Source organism: Salipaludibacillus neizhouensis (genome assembly GCF_002886185.1).
GTDB lineage: Bacteria > Bacillota > Bacilli > Bacillales > Salisediminibacteriaceae > Salipaludibacillus > Salipaludibacillus neizhouensis.
In genome coordinates this window covers 1414902-1433491 of the sequence record NZ_KZ614146.1, presented here as the reverse complement: position 1 = coordinate 1433491, position 18590 = coordinate 1414902, and the positions used below count along the sequence as shown (strand labels likewise).

Sequence of the window (18590 nt, the reverse complement as noted above, 5' to 3'; positions counted from 1 at the left end):
TTCAATGCCCCTTTTTAAATTCATTATTAATAAATACACTTTTTCTTACTGTAGCTCTAGTATCAATGAAATGAGTTTGAAGAATTTCTTCAACTTCATCAATTCTTCCATCCCTAATTACGTCTACAATATTTAAATGACTCTCAACTAAAAATTCTTTAAAGTCGGTTTTCGTCTCGGTCGAAAACCTTTTTTCAGTAGCAATTAAAAGTGCCGTTACAATTAGTTTTTCAATGTTTTTCCACCAATGATGTATTTGATCATGATTACTAGCTTTTATAATTGCTTCATGAAATGCTATGTCTTGAAATGCCAATTCTGTCGGGTCTTCTTTATTAATAGCAATTTTCATTTTTTCTACTGTGAAATTTAAGAAAGCAATAAGTTCGTCATCGTTCTTCTTAGTACATTCTTTTATTGCGAAATTTTCAATTAAGTATCGAATATCACTTAATTCTTCAATATCCTTTTGAGATAATCCAATGATTTCAACCCCTGTTCTGTTCAAGGAAAGTAATCTTTCATTTTGAAGAATACGTAATGCTTCTCTTGATGGTGAACGACTAGAGTTATATTTTTTAGCGATGGAGTTTTCTGACACAATATCCCCTGGTTTTAAATGCCCTGAAATAATTTCAAAACGCATTAATCCCGCAATTTCTTCTCCTTTAGAAGAAGGATTTAATTTATCTATCGGAAACTTCATTGTTTTCACCTCATTTTATGTATTGTGAATACGTTGTATACAATGTATTCAACCTGTTAGATAGAAGTATACAACAGTCTTTTAATTACTGCAAGCGTTTACAATACTTTTTTTCTAAATTCATAGTGTTTACACAATTTAATCAAGATAACTTCATATACAGAAAATCCAACCAAAAATATCTGAATATCAAGCACAGCCGAGGTTATTATATAGCAAACAAAAGATTAGCCACCTAGTTTCCTAATTAGAAAATTACTTTGATAGATAATCATTATTAAGAATGTGGACACTCTTCTTTTCCCTTTTAAGAAAATGAAATCAAAAAACAGCAATTCATTATTAAGAATTACTGTTTCATCAGAAGTATCCCATGGGCGATTCGACAGTTCTCCTCATTCAATATGATTTCCATAAAAAGAAATAGAGAGATGTCCCTTTACACTTGGCTACATTTTTACGAACAGTGCCAGGCACTGTTCGTAATGGCTCAAAATATAATTTGGAAGAAAATATAAAACGTCAAAACAAGTGGTTGAAGCTGCCCATGCAGTGGGAGTATCGGTAGAAGGTGAATTAGGAGCGATTGGTGGTACAGAAGACGGGCTGTCAGTTTCTGAGGAAGATGCCATGTTAGCGGACCCTGACGAAGCGATCTATTTTTGGAACGAAACAAAAGTAGATGCCATGGCAATTGCAGTTGGAACTGCACATGGTATTTATAAAAAAGAACCTAAAATTCAATTAGATAATATCCATAAAGTAGCAGAATCAATTGGAGTCTCGGTTGTCCTTCACGGGGGCTCAGGTGTCCCTGATCAACAAATTGTCGACGCAATATCCATGGGAGTAGGAAAAATAAATGTTAACACAGAAAGTTGTGTAGCTTATACAAATGCTGTACACAAATATCTTCAAGCTAACCCAGATGCATTTGATCCGAGAGCTTACCAAGGAGCCGGTCGTGAAGCAATGAAAAACATTGTCAGAAACAAAATGCAACTTTTCGGTAGTAATTCTAAGGTATGAGCGTAAAAAAACATCATTTAAATGTCAAAGATAAGAATCACCCATTTATTTTCAAGCGTAGTTACTTACAGTTCTTTTCTATTTAATGATAATGCTATCTTTTTATAGAGGATCTGTTCTTACACTGTTAAGAGAACAGATCCTTTTAAAATATCACACTGTCGAACTTTAGGCTTATTAAAAATTTAATTGCCGTACAACGCTGTCCAGAAAAACTGAAAAAAAATGCCTGACCCCCATCGCTTGCTGATAAGGTCTAATAACAAATATTAAGCATGGATCAATTTTACTCCGGCATTATCAGTTATTTTGCTTATGGAGATTCGCTTAGGGTGAATATGATCAATAGATTCCGTACTGTTACTGTAGTCCTCAAAAACGTAAGTTAAAGACATAGCACCCCTCCAAAAGAATGAAAGTATACTAAATTGTTATATATTCACTTTTACTTATTGAAGTCCTCTTCTTTTACAATCTGGTCTTACTTTTTCGATCTTATATGTATTTCCGTTCTTCCTAATTACGTTGATATCAAACCAAAAAGGAAAAGCAGGTACTCTTTGGTATTTTATTCTAAACCCTTCTTTAATAATTTTATTATCTTTCATCATGGGAAATAAGGGAAACAAATCATTTTCTTGAAAAGGTATGCCGTACTTTTGATGAATTAATCTAGGATTATTTAATATTGAGTAATTAAGTAAATAACTAGCAGAAGTTAATGCCCAGAATATCTCACTGTTTAAGTGCTGTTCATCTGTAAATTTAACAAAACCATCTAAAATTAGAGCTAAATTAAAACCAGCACTAAAGAGAATTGGATTGTTTGCACCACCAAATATATGTGCAACAGTGTAGCCATATAGCCTATTAGATGTTTTATCATTTGTTAAATTTACATTAGTATAATCTCTAAATGCATATTTTGCTCTTACATTGTTTTTTGCTGCTCGATATTCTTTTCCGTCAACAGTTACGTATCTTGACCACTTCCTGCCAAGAAAGAAGTTATCTAGTTGTTTTGGTTCTTTATATACCTCTTTATCAGTTGGATACCTTATGAACTCTGGATGTATTACAGGTGCTTTTTCGACTTCTGATGGATGAATCAAATAGACATATTTAAAAAAGCTTTCCACAATATTTTTTTCTCTTAAACTTAAATCATGGCTATATATTGGGTGTTTTACAGAAGTAGATTTTACAGAGGAATCACTTTCTAAATTGTTAATTAAAATGTCTTTTAAAACTTCATTACCATCCCTTATAAACAATTAGATTTCCTCCTCTATATATAGATTTTTTAATGATAGTATTGCAGACCTAATTATTACCTATGCCTACTGCCGATTCTCTCAAAAATCGATAGTCCGTACTTTTCACCCTTTACCTTCCCAATGTCTTCTTGATGGAATCATTCTCTACTAAAATTTTCTTTAAGTCTACAATCCCTATCACTTTATTCGATTGGACTGTAGATCCTTTCTCTCTTAACCGTTTTTTCGTATTTATTCTTAATTTTTCGAATAAGATTTGTTACAACTAAGTATTTTTAACCCATTTTTCCGTAGTCTTTTTTATGTCATCCAGAGTAAGTTGAGGCGCACTCCAGCCTTTTAAGAAATCTACATCCGAAGAATCCGGCAGTTTGTCGCTAGTTAATTTTCGTATTTTAATTCTACTAGGAAGTGCAGCTGCTTCTCCAACGAATATTGCTTCTCTACGAGTTAGAGAAGATAAAATTTTTGTTAATCCTGAAAGACTATCAGGAATAAAATTTGAAACATAGCTTTGGTCATTCGAATTTGTTAATCGTAAAATAATCCAAGAGTTACATTGCGAAAGAACCGTTGTCTCTACATCGGAAGGTCGTTGAGAAATTAACATTAAGCCTATACCATACTTCCTACCTTCTTTAGCAATTCTTCTAATAGCTACTTGTGCTTCTTTATACTGAGCTTCTCCAAATTTAGGCACATATCTATGTGCTTCTTCACATACAAATAAAACTGGATCTTTTTCTCTTTCTTCACGCGATTGCCATAATTTATACTGAAATGTTAATCTTGCAATTAATGCGGTTAAAATTCCAGCTACTTCATTAGGAAGACCAGATATATCAATTATCCTTAAATTCCCCCCTGCGTTTTCTCCTAACAACTGACTAATGATCTCGGGTAATTGTGGTGTATCGCCATCTAATTCTTTCATAATAAAATTTAATTGTGGGTTCGATCTTAAAATCCTAAATTTCCTTAAAATACCGTCAATACTTTCTCTACCCGATTGTGAAATTTTTTCGGTTTTTCCAAGTTTCCTGCCTTGAATTTTGTCAATATGAAATAGAAAGTCTTCTAGCTTGAAGGGGATTGGCTTATCCCTATCAAATAGTAATTTGTCTTTCTCCGATTTCCCATCCTGCAGGTCAGCTTCTGTACCTCCTTTTGGATCGGTATCTTCAATTCGTTTCAATATCCCTAAATTAACCATTCTTGCATAAGCTAATGCTTCGTAAATTATATTATTCTGAGAAGTTGCTTCAAATTCTGTCTTCCCTATTACTAAAGACCGAAATTCATCAGCCGTCATAAGCCAAAAAGGTAAAATAATTTCTTCAGAAGAACTAGCTTCAGCTGTTGCATCGCTATATGCGTTATAAACAACTGCCTTTCCATTAAAGGCTTTTCCATATTCTCCATGAGGATCTATCATAATAATTCGAGGATGAAGAGTTTTATTTTCTACTCCAGTAGCATCAATTACTGAGTGTAAAATTGCTGCTACAGTTCCCGACTTACCCGATCCAGTCGAACCAAGTATAGCGCAATGATTACCAAATAATTTATTTATATTTGCTCTGACTATTTGATTACTTCCAGAATAAGTACCTATTTCTACCAAAGGTGTTACAGAATTATTTTGAGCATCCGATTCAGCACCACTATATAAAGCATCCAACTCATAATCTGTCATTAAGTAGACTGATTGTAATGGCAAAGGGTATAACTCTACACCTCGAGAAAACTTTAATGTTTTATTAGATTTATCCCATACACCTTCACCTAACAAGTCAGCCTCTATAATTCTAGAATCGGCATTGATCGAAGAACTTTTCTCTTGATTTTCAACATCAGAGCTCATTCTTAACAATTTTACATATACAAATAATATTTTTCTACCGAAATGTATCTTCAAAATACTAGCTATTTGACCTACTGAATAAACTCTGCCGTTATAAGAGCGAGTTAAGTCTGTTAAATTGTTATCTAGTTCAATTTTAATACTCGTGCCTTCAACTTCGACAACTCTTCCTAAACTCAAATCGTTAACCACTGAAAAATTTGCCATCAAGAACCTCCGTTAATCTAATAAATTAGTCAATCCTTCAAACGTCCACCAATCATATGTATTTTCTCCTTGTTCCTTCTCTATATTACTACTTTCGTTATATAAGCCTTGATCACTCATTACAAATACTCTATTCCGAAAATTACTATCATCTAACCATTTAATAAGTATCTCTGGCAGTGTAGTTTTGTCTTCAGCCTCTATCCAGCTCTCTTTAATAAATATTAAGAGATTAGTTTTATTGTCTGGTAGAGACATTGACATTTCAATCTCATTATTTATATGGTTATCACCAAAACTGTAACCGCATGTAACTAGAACATTATCTCTTTCTATATTGAGGCTTTCTCTGAATTTATTAAATAGAAAAGCAAATGGATCTTTTTGTGTTTCAATATATTTGGTTGCTTGGGGATAGATTAAAAGATTAGAATTATCTGACAAGTATTTCGTCCCATATCTGCATCTAATTAAGCCATTTTCATCATCCTTATGCCAATCGATAGAACCATGAAGTTTAAAAAGTTTGAATGTGCTAGCTTGATAGCTAGTATTAAATACTTTTGGATTCCAAAAACCCATAGATCCACCTGTAAACCCATCAATAACTAACTTCTTTTCAAGTGCGAGAGCATCTTCTAACAACGTGTCATAGTTTGTAGTAAAAAAATTAATATTTGTAATGTTTTCTAAGTTTGATCTTCTATTGAATAGTGTTCTTACAAAAGCTTTATGATACTTAATTTCTACTATAGGCCAATTTATGTTGCCTTGAATTTTTTCACTTTCCTTATACCCATATCTCACTAAGTCTCCTATTAGGCTTATGATTTCATTGTACAAAGTTACTAAAGAATAATAATTATAAGTTACATTATTAATTGTTAATTCATGCTTATTCGATCTTTCTATTAAGGCTATTAAATCTCCAATATGGCTTAAATAATGCTCGATGTGAGAATCAACAGGTAAAAATTCCTTTATACTTAAAAATGTTGTCGTATTATCTTGAAGAAGATCTTCTTCAATTTTTTTAGTCATTGGTATCATTAAAGGGATATTCGATTGATAGCTTATTCCAGCTCCAAAGAGCCAATTTTGATTAGTGCTATCAAGGTGCTTATTTAATTCTTCAAACAATTGATCAAATTTACTCATATCTATCACTCCTAGTATAGGACCTTGAAAGTTTTTTAGTTAAATTTCTAGTTATCATGTGAAGTTTACTCATTAAAGTAATAGAGTAAACTTCCCTGTAAATTACCACTGCAAGCTCATATTCATTTATATATACTATAAGTAAAATAATTTCTGCTATTTAAAAAGCCTCTTTCTCCTAATATTGCACGCTACACAGTATTTGCCAGATTACCATTTATTCATTTGATTTGATTTCATAAATAGCTCTGCCAATTCAGAGGGTTATCTTAATGGAGTATACAGAGTATACATGTTTTACAACTAGCAATTTTCCTTACTCTATTAAAGTAGAGCCTCTACCATTACCTGTAAGCCAGTAATGTTATTTTACTCAACGATACATCTTCACAATCTCAATAACAGCCGGGCCGTACTTCTCTGCTTTAACTTTTCCAAAGCCTTTTACGTTCAAGAGGTCATCTACACTTGTCGGCATTTTCTCAATGATTTCATCTAATGTTGAATTATAGAAGATCAAGTATGGTTTCATTTCCTCAAGCTTTGCTTGCTTTAGCCGGTATTCTTTAAGCTCTGTGTATAGCGCTTCTTTACTAGTTTCTTTCTTAATCGGTGCAATAGGCTTTATACTTTTCACAGGCTCTACTTTTAACTTTGGCTCAGATTCTGTTTTCGTTTTTAGTTCCGTGTCTAGCACTACTCTTGTTTTTGTTGCTGGTTTACGTTTTGCGTCTAATTTATATTTCTCCATATCTATGTCTACTGTTTTATTATTGGCCATTATGAAATCACTAATATTCGTGATGAAATCGTCCATCATATAGCGATCTTTTCTATGTCGTTTCATGTCTTCTGATAAATAGTTTACGAGTTGATCAGACTTTATAATGAGATCCTTCACAGCCTGTGGGGCACGCTTTTTATCGATAATTGATTTAGGATTAGCGAGTACAACAACGGGTTTAACGGGTGTTTTCTTTATAAAACCTTGATCGGTTAAGATTTTCTTGAGGATCCTACAGTGTCTTTCACTTTGTGTGATAGGGCTATACATTCCCTCTCTTTTAAGCCCCTTGCCATACCTAATTTTCCGAATAAATGCGCCAGAATCATTGACCTCAATGTCTCCATATAGTTTCTTCGTTTCAATGACATAGATCACACTGTGGGTAACGACAATGAAATCAAACTGCGCCGTATAATCCTCCACCTGTAATCGAACATCATGAAAACAAATCATCGGAAGCATGGAGTTCTTTAACTCGTAGTTCACATTTGATTCGCCAATTAACCCGATTTTAAATAACTTCAGATCATTTTCTACACGTTTTTTATCAATGATCCCTGATGTATCCTCCAATAATGACTGTAATTGCGTAATATTCTGAGGAATTTCTGAGAATTCCTTTTTAAAAATTGCTGTTTTTATATCCCTTTTATCAGACAAGGCTTTGAAAATATTCTTTAATAACATTCACAGCACACCCTTTTAATTATGTATGTATGTTCGAACTATATCATTATCCCTATAAATATACCGTCGAAATTTGTTGAAAAAGACAATTATTATTAAATACCACTAGAAAAGTCCCGTATAACCTATTTAAAACTGAAAAATTCATATAGAGATTAGAATGCTCATCTCTAGAAAATATTGAAATTTATGTTTACATTTTTTAGTTCTTATTCAGATAGCTAAGAGTAAGAGTTCTCAGTGCCATTCAATCAATTACTAAATTAGTTACATGATATTCTTTAAGGTTAGTAAGTCCTCGTTAATCAAAAACAACCTCTTAATCTCCTGTTTAAATGCCAAGCAGCAGTTTAAGACTATATATAGTTACTAGACAGTTTTTCCGACTCTCTTCATACGTTCTTGTTCCTGCCATTTTACAAGTTTGTTTGTCACCCATGTAATATCATTACAAGTCATCTTTAAATCATCAGCTTGTTTCAAAGCTTTCTTTGTATAGGTTGATGAAGTAATAAACCTTGATAGAATACAATTATGATTACGTTTCGCTGAATTTAATTCTCGGATGGTTTTAATAGTAATTTGATTTTTGGAATGTATGTAATGTTTGATCTGAATTGCTTCATCTGCTTTATGGTAACGATTGTAGATGATTAAATCCACACCACCATCCGCCCCCTGTCTAGTTTCTCTTGGCTTATATCCCATTGCCTTAAAGTACAAGAAACATAACCTTTCAAACTCACGCCATGACAGCTCACCCAATGAGATATTAATTAGTTCTTTATCAGGTAATAGCCGGTTAGATTTTTCTTTTACTCGGATATTTTTACTACTTGGCTGTCTTTGCACACTCTTCTTAGAGGTTTTCTTATTATTGAGTAGCATATTAAGTACTCCTTCAATAACTGGAACAGCTATGAACAAACCAATGAAAATTACTACACTTGTCCCTTCATAAATCATGTAATAAAAATATATCCCTACAAGAAAAATAAATGCAGCAATACCTCTCGATAATTGTTTTTTGGTCTTCTTAGTCATTTAGATTTTCCTCCCTCTTTATCATATGAGTCTATTTTATCATATAAATATGTTATTATGTTCTTAACATGGTTCTAAAGATGTGTTAAAGGGAATGTAAAATCAAATAAGGAGGATATTATGTCATTTTTAAACTTCTTTAAGAAAAAGAAAGATGAGCCTTCTAAAAAAAGCGAAAAGAACACTCACCCACCAAAGCCTAATATTTCGACAGAGATGGTTGCTGCTAGAAAGGGAGAAATCGGAGAATATAAGATTGATATTCAATTGGATCAGTTACCAAAAGATATTCTGTATTTAAGTGATCTACTCATAGAAAACAAGAAAGCAAAATCCGGCTATTCACAAATTGATCACGTCATACTTTCTCCTTATGGCATCATTGTGATTGAAACGAAAAATTACAAGGGGACCATTTATGGCGGCAAGGAAAGAAATACGTGGTTAGTAAACGGGAAGTTCAAAATGATGAACCCCTTTGTACAAAACTACGGTCATATACAAGCACTAAAAACATTAGTAGATTTAAACCATAAAGAAATATTCATTTCAATGGTATCATTTACAAAGCGCTGCACATTTAAAGTAGGAGTCGATTACCGTAAAATTACTTCTGATGAACTTCTTGTATATGACATCGAATTATCAGAGTTCATACATAGGAAAATCTCCACTTTGAAACTCCAACATAAGGAACCGTTATTAAGTAGTGATGATATTTCTATCATTTATAAGAGGTTTTCAAATGCGAACATTGCTGATGCAAAAATCAGAGAAAGACATACTCAAGCATTGAAAAACCAGACTATCAACGAAGTTACAAATCAACCGTTTACTTGTGCAAAATGTCATAAGCCTGTTTCTGCTAAAGTGAGGAGCTATTGTTTGTCTAAACAGAAGTTCAAAGGTGAGATATATTGTTTTGACCATCAGAAAGCGATTAAATAAATCCTTAAACAAAAACCATGCTCACATAAAACCACTTATGTGAGCATGGTGCAGAAAAATTATTTAACCTCTTCCACTTGTTCTTCCTCAGGCACTTTTTCTAATTTAGTTGTTTTTTTAGCATCTTCTTTCGATATTCTATAACTTTCAACTTTTTCTCTAACCACTTCCGAGTCTTGTTTCTTAGCCATCACACCTACAAATGCATCTTCTACTTTGTAACAAAGCTTTTGATAAATACCCATTTATTCTCCTCCTATTTAATCATTTTTCTAGCTACATAAAACCGTCTTCCAAACCAACTTAAAAAGCCAGCCCCGAACAGTCCACCAGCTGTTTTAGTGTTATCCGCACTTCTTTGTTGATTCCCCAGATCATAGTGGTGTTGATAGAGAAATTCTGCTTTATCATACTCTTCAGGAATAACTAGATCGTCTCCATTTAAGCCCATATCATATGCTGATTCGACTATAGAAGAAATCTTCGTATTAGAATCAAAACCTTCTTTATACCACTCATTATAACTATCTTTAGCTAAATTAGGTTCCTCGTAAGCAAGCATTGTGAATGCTGCTTCAAACCCTTGTTCAATATAACTATCTTTTAATTGAACTTGTCCATCTTCATAACCTTCGTCATAAGCTTCAATGTAAATTGCCTTTACATCCATTGGTTCATTTCTTTTATCTGCATTTCCATCTTTAACGCCTTGTTCCATGTACACTTTCATGTTTTCTTCATCACGCTCTGTTACGCCTTTTTTAAAACCAACTTCATAAGCTTTCTTTAATTTATCATCTTCTTCATACTCTTCAGGTATATCGATCTCATCTTGAGCCAACCCCTGTTCAACCCCAGATTCTTCCGCAGCCTTTTTCTCTTCTTCTAATTTTTCTAGTCCTTCATCGTACCCTTTTTCAAACCCTTTCTTATATCCCTCTTTATAAGCATCAGTACCACTTGTAGACGAATCGATCTCTTCTTCCTCATAACCTTCTGCCACGCCTATTGCATATCCTTCTTTTTCTCCTTTTGCTCTTTCTTTTTCAAATTTCTCTACTCCTTCTTCGTATCCATTGTCATACCCTGTACCATATCCCTCTTTATAAGCATTTGTTCCGCTGGTAGTAGAATTGGTCTTTTTTCCTTCATAACCATCATCCCCTCCCACCGAATATCCTTCTTTTTCTCCTTCTGCTCTCTCTTGTTCTAATTTCTTTTTCTTCTCCGCTTCTAACTTGGCTAAACCTTCACTATATCCTTTTTCATAGCCTAATTGGTACCCTTCTTTATAAGCATCCGAACCGCTAGAGGTAGAATTGGTTTTTTGACCTTCATACCCTTCATTCACTCCAGTTGTGTAACCTTTATTCTCTCCTTCTGTTTTCTCTTCTTGAGCAATTTGAGTTGCTGATTTTGTTTCTACAGGGGTAGAAGTTGAGCCACTAGATGAGGAAGGCGAACTTTCACTAGTACCTCCGTTATGATAGTGATACTCCGTACACAAACCTTTTGCAACCGATTTTTCCGTACAGTTATGACCACCGCTACTATCTGTTCTCCCCGAGTGAGCATTGACCGTAGTGAATACAGAAAAGCATAATAGCAAAATAATTGAAAAACATAATAATTTCTTCTTCATTTTAATTCTCCCTCTCAATTTCTATTGGTTAGTCAAGATTCATTTCTACTGAATAGGACTATACTCCTTCTACTATATCACCAAATTATGGTTCTAAATACATGTTTTTCATCAATAATTTATATTTTATTTGATATCGTTAACTTTATCGAAAAAAATATGGAAAAATAAAAACCTCCTCATCCGAGAAGGCTACACTTTTTCTACAAATTCCGTATAAATATTTGGTGGGACTTCGTTTTCCAGTTCTAGTTTGACGGTGATTGGCTTTTCGCCTTCGTATTCAACGGTATTGCCTGTGCCAATATAAATAAATGGCTCTGTTTTGCCATCGAGCTCTTTGTATTTACGTACAAATACGTGGAGGTTGATGCCTCTTTGTCTGTTCATAATGATGTTTTTTCCTCTTTCAGATGATTGTTTGGTAGAATTTTGACTTTGCCATTGGAAGAATTGTTGATCGATAAATTTATCTTTATAATTGATGCTTTCGTCAATGTCTTCTTCTTTGTGCAAGTCGATGAAAAGAAAATATTCGTTCCCATTGGCTAATAAGCCTGATCCTCGAAAGGCCGAATGCGTTTTTCGATAATTCGAAAGCAAAGCTGCATCTATCATTTGATATTGTTCAAATAACTTGAAATGTGGGACGCCATAGTAATCTTGTTTAAATTCTTTTTCATATCGGAAGATTCCGTAAACTAAGACGTCTTCTAGATAACTTAGATAGTTTTCATTTTCGAGAAGTGACGTAAATGCATTACTCTTATACAATTGGCCATTCTCCAACTCACAAAGCTTTACGGTCCTGTTCTGTTGCGAACTATCATAGTAATCTTGATTTAAGCACTCAAAAGCATGCAGAATAGTATCATCATCTACTTCTTTGACAAATTTAAGTATTTCTCTTCTCGCTCTGTCAATGGAAATATTGTCATGTTTTAATAGAAACTTGATAATCACGAATTCATGAATTCTTTTTAATGGTAGTTTACTAGATAATTCTTTCAGAGCTTTTTCGAATACTTCATTCGTTAACAGGGCTTTCAACGTATCATCTTTTTCTGTTTTGCCGACAAAACCAAGGTACGTTTTTTCTTTATCAATAAATTTAACCGGATCAGGTGCACCGTCAAATTTCAAATAATCAACGAGGTAATAAGGGATGTAACCCTCATTCATCTTTTTAAATTCAAAGTACTCATCCTTTAAGTATTTCATCGAGTTGAAGTTTTCTTGATCAATTTGAGCTAGAATTCTCTCCTGTGCGATCTCATCCATTTGAATATGTGTAGCACCTGGGATATTCGCAAAGTCGGTAGCGATCGCCACTTTCAAACTTTCTTTGTCATAGTAGCGACTTCCGTTTAAAGCAATCGCAATTAAAAATGTTTTACTGTGATTCCCAATAAAGTCGAGTACAGTTAAAAAGTTTTTCCCTTCATGTTTACGAAGCCCTCGACCTAATTGCTGGATAAAGATAATCGGCGAGTTCGTAGGTCTTAACATCAAGACAGTATTTACAGAAGGGATGTCGACTCCTTCATTAAAAATGTCAATCGTGAAGATGACTTCAAGTTCATCCGTATCATCTTCTAATCTTTTCGTGAACTTCTCCCGTGTTTCTACAGAATCTTCCCCAGATAGATGAATACTTTTAATTCCTCGCACATTAAACTGCTCGGACATATATTTGGCATGATCAATACTAGCGCAAAAACCAAGGCACTTTCGTTTTACGCCATCATTTCCATAGAACGTCATTTTTTCGATGATAAAGTCCACGCGTTCATTGACCTTCAATCTCCTCGTTACTTCTGCGACATCATCGATATCTATATCACTTAAATCCACTTCATCGATATCAGTAATTCCAAAATAGTGAAAAGGAATAACGAGCTCATCTTCCAACGCTTCATGTAATCGGACTTCTAATGCGACATTATTATCAAATAGTTCAAACACATTATTATGATCACTTCGTTCTGGCGTTGCCGTCATTCCTAAGGTGAATGTTGGTTTAAAGTAATTGAGCACGGTTTGATATGTTGGGCTTGTTGCGTGATGAGCTTCATCAATTATTAAATAATCAAAAGCGTCTTGTGTGAAATTAGTATAGTATCTCGACATCGTTTGAATTGTTGCAAACAAATAATCGGCCTCATGGTCTTTATGATTACCTGTTAATAGACCAAACGTGATCCCTCTGTTAGGAATGAGATGCTCGAACGTTTCTTTCGCTTTCTTTAATATTTCTTCTCTATGTACAATAAACAGCATTTTACGAGGCTTATAAGCTTTCACGTCAAACGCTGACATATATGTCTTCCCTGTTCCCGTTGCGGCAATTACGAGTGCTTTGCTCTCTCCAAAGGCTCTCACTCTCTCGAGGTTTTCCATTGCTCGATTTTGCATACGATTTGGAACAATGTATTCGGAGTTTTCAAAAATAAGGTTTGGAACTTTGTGTTCCGTCGTGAGCGTTTTGATAAATTGCTCGTACTCATCGATAAAACGCTTGTCAGCATTCACACTGCTCTTCCATAAAGTGTCGTATTCTTTCAAGACATCTCTTAAAAACGCCGCATTATATTTGGAGATAATTTCTACATTCCACTCAATATTACTTTTCAAAGCACTTTGTGTGATATTGGAAGAACCTATAATGACCTTGTAACACTCTTTGAATTCGAATATGTATACCTTCGTATGAAAACCTATGTCTCTATCGGTTACAAATACCTTCAAATCAATATTATTAAAAGTCGTAATTTTGTGAAGCGCTTTTGCTTCCGTGAAATTTAAATACGTCGAAGTAATTATTCTCCCTTTGACACCTTTTGCCTGACCTTCTTTTAAAGAATCTAGTAATAGTTGCAGACCACTAAAATTAACAAATGCCACGCTAAAATAAAAGCTCTCACATTCCTTTAATGATTTCACCAATTCATTCAACAAGTTTCCTTTACCTGAATTCACTATCAGTCTCTTCTCAACATCCAATACTATCACCTAATTCATCATTTTAACTTTACATACCGCATTCAAAAATATCTTTGTTCTTAAAGTTCCTCCACCTTAACTTTAGCAAGCTTTTCAATAGCAGGTATATCTGCCGGTGCCCATTCTAGTGACGCTAATTCATTTGGAAGTAACCATTCTATTCTTTCATGCTCGGTTAACGTTGGTTTTCCTTCTATTAACTTGCAATAAAACGTCGTTAAATCGATTATTGCAAAATCATATTCATAAACTGTCCGTTCAACCTGGTCACCAATCTCTACGTGACATAGCATCTCTTCCTGAATTTCTCGTTTCAACGCATCTTCCGGACTCTCATCAGCTTCTATCTTACCTCCTGGAAACTCCCACATGGATGGCAAAGATTTATCAGGGCCTCTCTGCGCGCACAATATTTTTCCGTTCTCGATAATGACTGCACCAACAACACGAATTGTTTTTTTCATGGCGTCCTCCGTTTACATTTTTGTCTTTAATATACGGAAACTATAATTTCCGATGAATTGCTTCAACTTCACTTTTGTTATTTAGTAAAAAGAACGTCATTTTCACATATTATATACGTCGGTTGTTTTTTATCAGTTCTTTTAGTTCCTTAATATTTAAATTATTATCTTTTCTTCAATGATATTTTCACTTTAGACACTCCAATACTATGGCCGTACTTAACTTCAATTAATTAATCTTATATTGTATGTTTCAACAAATTATACCAAATTCCTTCAAATGCTTAGAAATCTTAACAACTTTTGATAGATAAGCAAATTAAAACATCCCCAATCTGTTTTAGGGCATGCAAAAATATGCTAGACCAACCGAAAAGTTCTTTCAGCCATTTTTGCATCGACATCTATTCACAATTCAGTTTCACATTCCCGTTATGTTGGAGCTTCCCCTTATTCTACCGATGTTTTTATACAAGATGGCCTTTCAATATTCTTGTGAGAGATTCAACTTCCTCTTTCGTTAAAGTTATCCCTTTCCCCATCTTTTCATGATCTGGTGACCACTCTCGAACATCGTATTTTGGGTCCCTTCCATTCCAACTTACGAGGTTTAATTCTTTCTTCCATCCCTTAGAAGACTCGGATAATACTCCTAGTTGTTCAACAATTTCGTATTTGATTTCTGCCATGATTTCTATGTCCTCCTAAAAATTCTAATTTTTAAAATAAGCTACTTCAACATTTAGTCTTTTTTAAACTCGCTAATTAGGCTATCTTCTCTCTTCCTTCTTCTCAAAATAACTCTCCAACCGATACTCACATATCTCCTGGGTCCATTTATAAATGTCATCCTGATTGTCATCGTCAAAATCAAGATCGAGTTTAAACAACTCGCCATCAAAGGAAGTACTACCACCGAACTTCGTCATCGGCATTCGTGCAATTAACTTGGCGACTTTCGTGACATCATCTTCTGTCCAGTTTCTCTTATCTTTGTCATTAAAGTCAATTCTTCGGCGGTATTCTTTTTCTGTTAAATAGGTAAAGAAATAAGGTGCCACTTCAGCTGGTGTGACTGGCTTCAACCATTCACTTGCTCCACGCTTCAATATGTATTGCAAAACGACCATTTTATAGCTTTTACTCATGGAAGTTTTTTCAACTTCAATAAGCCATGCTTCTCCGTCCTTAAATGCTTGTTGTTCCTTATTTGACAGTTCATCAGCCCAATATAAAAAGCCAACATACGATTTAAATTCTTGTCGAATCGCTCTTGAATTCTCATAACCGTGACGATGAAATTCCAAATAAGACGGACGATAACCAAACTCTTCTTTAAAACGTAGGTAGTCACTTAATATCTTTTGCTTTCGGGGTTGCTGCTTTTTCTTGAACTCTTCCAATAAATCAATGGCACGAACATCAATATCGATCAAACAAGAAGCTGGTACTTGAGGCACAACATCTCGACTTTTTCCCCTTGTTTCTTCTGCTCTTGTATCGAACAGACTTAGCTTGAGATCTGCATTTCGATAGTTTCCTATCAAATCAATAACGACACAATGCTCTTTCGCTTCATGAAGACGTAAGCCCCGTCCAATTTGCTGAGTAAAGATCGTCAATGACTCCGTTGGACGTACAAATAGTAGCGTGTCCAAAGATGGGATATCTGTCCCTTCGTTAAACAAATCTACCGTGAATATAATATCAATCTTTGCTTCGCTAATTTGTTTAATCGCTTCTTTTCGGTTCATTCCTTATGCAGAAGAATGAATTTCAACGGCTTTCACACCCTGTTTACTGAAAAACTGGGTTAAAAAAGAGGCTTGTTTAATAGATGAACAAAAAGCCAATGTTCTTGACTGTTTATGCTCGTTCCGAGCCATGTAATTTGCGAGTAATCCGTATCATCATAAATGCCATAATATTTGAACGGAGCGAGCCAGCCAATTTGGATCGCTTCAAGAAAATGCATTTGAAAGGCGATATTGCCTTCACAAATCGCAAACACATCTTTACCTTCCATTCTATCAGGCGTTGCTGTTAGGCCCAACAAAAAGGCTGGCTCGAAATACTCGATCACCCTTGAATACGAATTCGCTGCTGCGTGATGAAACTCGTCCACAATTATCAAGTCAAACTCATCTGGATCAAATGTCTTCAATTGACGGTCGCTGGAAAGCGTGAATATCGAGGCGAAGACATGATCTTCTTCCGATTCTTTGTATTTCCCATTCAAAATACCGCGAGATTTATCTGGCATCACATGTTTGAAAGACTGCTGTGCTTGAAATAAAATCTCTTCACGATGTGCAATGAAAAGAACTTTCTTATATTTCTTAGCAAAAAAGGCAGCCAAGTATGTTTTACCAAGTCCAGTTGACATGACAATCATCGCCTTGTCATATCCTTCTTCAACTGTATTATCCAAAGCTTGCAACGCATCGATTTGTGGACCTCGTGGTTCAATCAACGTGTTATATTCTTCTCTCGTTTCCGCAACCTTACTCACTTCTTGACGATCATCAGCTAGCATTAAACTTTTTTCATCGTCTTCTGTCCACCACCGAACAAACTCTGGTACTTGTTGACGTTTCTCTTCATATACTTTTTGATAACTTTTCAATGTTAGTTCATTTAAAGAAACTGTTTGCTCAAAGTAAAACAACCTAGAAACTCGTCTCGAGCTTCATTTATTGTTTCTGCTGCCACTTTATTCGAAACGGCTAAGTTCCATTCCACTCCATTTGTAAGTGCTGATGAAGAAAGATTTGATGAACCAACATATAAATATCCTTCTTCTTCCCCCTCTATCAAATAAGCCTTTGGATGAAATGACTTCCCCTCACTTCTCCAAAGGCGGGTTTCAATGCGAGAATCAATATGTATTAACATCTCAAGCGCTTCTGGTTGAGTCACATACATGTAGTCACCCGTACATATTTTAATATCTGCTCCCCGATCAGCAGCACGTTTTAAAGGTGGTGCTAATAGTTTGACACCAGTTTTCATCGAGAACGAAACGAGGATGTATATCGTCGAAGCTTGATCAATTTTCGTTGTAATTTCTTGAATCAGTTGTTTGGTGATTAATTTGACTTCACTCATATTCATCCTCCTGGTTCCTTAGTATTTCTGCTTTCCTGGAATCACTCCACGAACTCCCCCAGCCGGATCTTTCATATCTCCCTTGTGACGAGAAATCACATGCATGTGAACATGAAAAATCGTTTGCCCTGCCGCTTCACCACAATTGATACCGATATTAAATCCATCAGGAGAAAACTCTGCTATTTGAATTCCCCTTATCTCTTCGGCTAATTGCTGCATCGCTCTTTTTTCTTGTTCCGTCGTATCAAAATAATCCGCCACATGCCGCTTCGGAATCACCAAGGCATGTCCCTTTGCTACAGGGTATTTGTCGTATATCACAAAAGCTAGGTTATTTTCTAGTATGTATTTGTTCAACTGACAAAATGCGCATTCATTACTCATAAACAATAATTCTCCATTCCTAAAGATCAATATAGGGTACATTTTACTATTTTTCTTTTGATAACACCATGAAATATAACTTTTTTTTCTAGGTGACATTAAAATTCTTGAACCCAATTAAATAAATTGGATAAAAGAGCCAGCCCCCCCCCCAGTGTCTTAATATTAACTCACCGGGGGCAGGAACAAGAGTCCAGGCAAATATGAAGAGGGGTTCCAGCCAATAAGGAACCCCTCTTTTCTTATAATATGTCATTAATAAATAAAATCTCATTGACT

15 protein-coding genes and 1 pseudogene are annotated in these 18590 nt (G+C 34.7%); 2 read left to right on the top strand and 14 right to left on the bottom strand.

Annotated elements, in window-relative coordinates; all coding sequences use genetic code 11:
- Position 1: 1 nt before the first annotated feature.
- A complete protein-coding gene (locus CEF18_RS06810) occupies positions 2–706 on the bottom strand; it encodes a GntR family transcriptional regulator (RefSeq protein WP_110935771.1) in 705 nt (234 codons plus the stop codon).
- 531 nt (positions 707–1237) lie between these two features.
- Here CEF18_RS06810 and CEF18_RS06805 point away from each other — a divergent pair.
- Positions 1238–1735 (top strand): class II fructose-bisphosphate aldolase, encoded by a 498-nt coding sequence (locus CEF18_RS06805; RefSeq protein WP_110935770.1) that lies wholly within the window; start codon positions 1238–1240, stop codon positions 1733–1735.
- 269 nt (positions 1736–2004) lie between these two features.
- Here the strand turns inward: CEF18_RS06805 and CEF18_RS26795 are convergent, their stop codons facing one another.
- From CEF18_RS26795 to CEF18_RS06780, 6 genes are all read right to left on the bottom strand, one after another.
- A complete protein-coding gene (locus CEF18_RS26795) occupies positions 2005–2130 on the bottom strand; it encodes a hypothetical protein (RefSeq protein WP_259457925.1) in 126 nt (41 codons plus the stop codon).
- Positions 2131–2184: 54 nt separating this feature from the next.
- Entirely contained in the window at positions 2185–3009 is an 825-nt protein-coding gene (locus tag CEF18_RS06800; RefSeq protein ID WP_110935769.1) for a hypothetical protein, read from the bottom strand.
- Positions 3010–3277: 268 nt separating this feature from the next.
- Positions 3278–5083 (bottom strand): ATP-binding protein, encoded by a 1806-nt coding sequence (locus CEF18_RS06795; protein WP_110935768.1) that lies wholly within the window; start codon positions 5081–5083, stop codon positions 3278–3280.
- 12 nt (positions 5084–5095) lie between these two features.
- Positions 5096–6241: an SIR2 family protein gene (locus CEF18_RS06790; RefSeq protein ID WP_110935767.1), complete on the bottom strand. Its 1146-nt coding sequence runs from the start codon at positions 6239–6241 to the stop codon at positions 5096–5098.
- Between the two features lie 373 nt (positions 6242–6614).
- Complete coding sequence (locus CEF18_RS06785; protein ID WP_110935766.1) at positions 6615–7715, bottom strand: NERD domain-containing protein; 1101 nt, start codon at positions 7713–7715, stop codon at positions 6615–6617.
- Positions 7716–8084: 369 nt separating this feature from the next.
- On the bottom strand, positions 8085–8759 hold the full coding sequence (locus tag CEF18_RS06780; protein WP_110935765.1) for a restriction endonuclease: 675 nt from the start codon (positions 8757–8759) through the stop codon (positions 8085–8087).
- Between the two features lie 120 nt (positions 8760–8879).
- On the opposite strand from CEF18_RS06780, the gene CEF18_RS06775 reads away from it, so the two are divergent.
- The gene (locus tag CEF18_RS06775) at positions 8880–9707 is read left to right on the top strand and encodes a nuclease-related domain-containing protein (RefSeq protein ID WP_110935764.1); all 828 of its coding nucleotides are present in this window, start codon (positions 8880–8882) and stop codon (positions 9705–9707) included.
- A gap of 59 nt (positions 9708–9766) precedes the next feature.
- On the opposite strand, the gene CEF18_RS06770 is transcribed toward CEF18_RS06775, so the two are convergent.
- From CEF18_RS06770 to CEF18_RS06740, 7 genes and pseudogenes are all read right to left on the bottom strand, one after another.
- Entirely contained in the window at positions 9767–9952 is a 186-nt protein-coding gene (locus tag CEF18_RS06770; RefSeq protein ID WP_110935763.1) for a hypothetical protein, read from the bottom strand.
- A gap of 11 nt (positions 9953–9963) precedes the next feature.
- Positions 9964–11349: a YHYH domain-containing protein gene (locus CEF18_RS06765; RefSeq protein ID WP_110935762.1), complete on the bottom strand. Its 1386-nt coding sequence runs from the start codon at positions 11347–11349 to the stop codon at positions 9964–9966.
- Between the two features lie 192 nt (positions 11350–11541).
- Entirely contained in the window at positions 11542–14328 is a 2787-nt protein-coding gene (locus CEF18_RS06760; protein WP_223292258.1) for a DEAD/DEAH box helicase, read from the bottom strand.
- A gap of 83 nt (positions 14329–14411) precedes the next feature.
- On the bottom strand, positions 14412–14816 hold the full coding sequence (locus tag CEF18_RS06755) for a (deoxy)nucleoside triphosphate pyrophosphohydrolase (RefSeq protein ID WP_110935760.1): 405 nt from the start codon (positions 14814–14816) through the stop codon (positions 14412–14414).
- Positions 14817–15283: 467 nt separating this feature from the next.
- Positions 15284–15505, bottom strand: a complete 222-nt coding sequence (locus CEF18_RS06750; protein ID WP_110935759.1) for a YdbC family protein — start codon at positions 15503–15505, stop codon at positions 15284–15286.
- 81 nt (positions 15506–15586) lie between these two features.
- Positions 15587–17924 (bottom strand): annotated as a pseudogene (locus CEF18_RS06745) (DEAD/DEAH box helicase family protein).
- Between the two features lie 18 nt (positions 17925–17942).
- Positions 17943–18311 carry an HIT family protein gene (locus CEF18_RS06740; RefSeq protein WP_110935758.1) on the bottom strand — a complete coding sequence of 123 codons (369 nt, stop codon included), beginning with the start codon at positions 18309–18311 and terminating at the stop codon, positions 17943–17945.
- Positions 18312–18590: the final 279 nt, after the last annotated feature.

What these genes read in the sequence shown, in the direction of transcription:
- CEF18_RS06740 (WP_110935758.1), bottom strand. Translation starts at nt 18,311, where the DNA reads ATGAGTAATGAATGCGCATTTTGTCAGTTGAACAAATACATACTAGAA.
- CEF18_RS06770 (WP_110935763.1), bottom strand. Translation starts at nt 9,952, where the DNA reads ATGGGTATTTATCAAAAGCTTTGTTACAAAGTAGAAGATGCATTTGTA.
- CEF18_RS06755 (WP_110935760.1), bottom strand. Translation starts at nt 14,816, where the DNA reads ATGAAAAAAACAATTCGTGTTGTTGGTGCAGTCATTATCGAGAACGGA.
- CEF18_RS06785 (WP_110935766.1), bottom strand. Translation starts at nt 7,715, where the DNA reads ATGTTATTAAAGAATATTTTCAAAGCCTTGTCTGATAAAAGGGATATA.
- CEF18_RS26795 (WP_259457925.1), bottom strand. Translation starts at nt 2,130, where the DNA reads ATGTCTTTAACTTACGTTTTTGAGGACTACAGTAACAGTACGGAATCT.
- CEF18_RS06750 (WP_110935759.1), bottom strand. Translation starts at nt 15,505, where the DNA reads ATGGCAGAAATCAAATACGAAATTGTTGAACAACTAGGAGTATTATCC.
- CEF18_RS06795 (WP_110935768.1), bottom strand. Translation starts at nt 5,083, where the DNA reads ATGGCAAATTTTTCAGTGGTTAACGATTTGAGTTTAGGAAGAGTTGTC.
- CEF18_RS06790 (WP_110935767.1), bottom strand. Translation starts at nt 6,241, where the DNA reads ATGAGTAAATTTGATCAATTGTTTGAAGAATTAAATAAGCACCTTGAT.
- CEF18_RS06765 (WP_110935762.1), bottom strand. Translation starts at nt 11,349, where the DNA reads ATGAAGAAGAAATTATTATGTTTTTCAATTATTTTGCTATTATGCTTT.
- CEF18_RS06780 (WP_110935765.1), bottom strand. Translation starts at nt 8,759, where the DNA reads ATGACTAAGAAGACCAAAAAACAATTATCGAGAGGTATTGCTGCATTT.
- CEF18_RS06775 (WP_110935764.1), top strand. Translation starts at nt 8,880, where the DNA reads ATGTCATTTTTAAACTTCTTTAAGAAAAAGAAAGATGAGCCTTCTAAA.
- CEF18_RS06810 (WP_110935771.1), bottom strand. Translation starts at nt 706, where the DNA reads ATGAAGTTTCCGATAGATAAATTAAATCCTTCTTCTAAAGGAGAAGAA.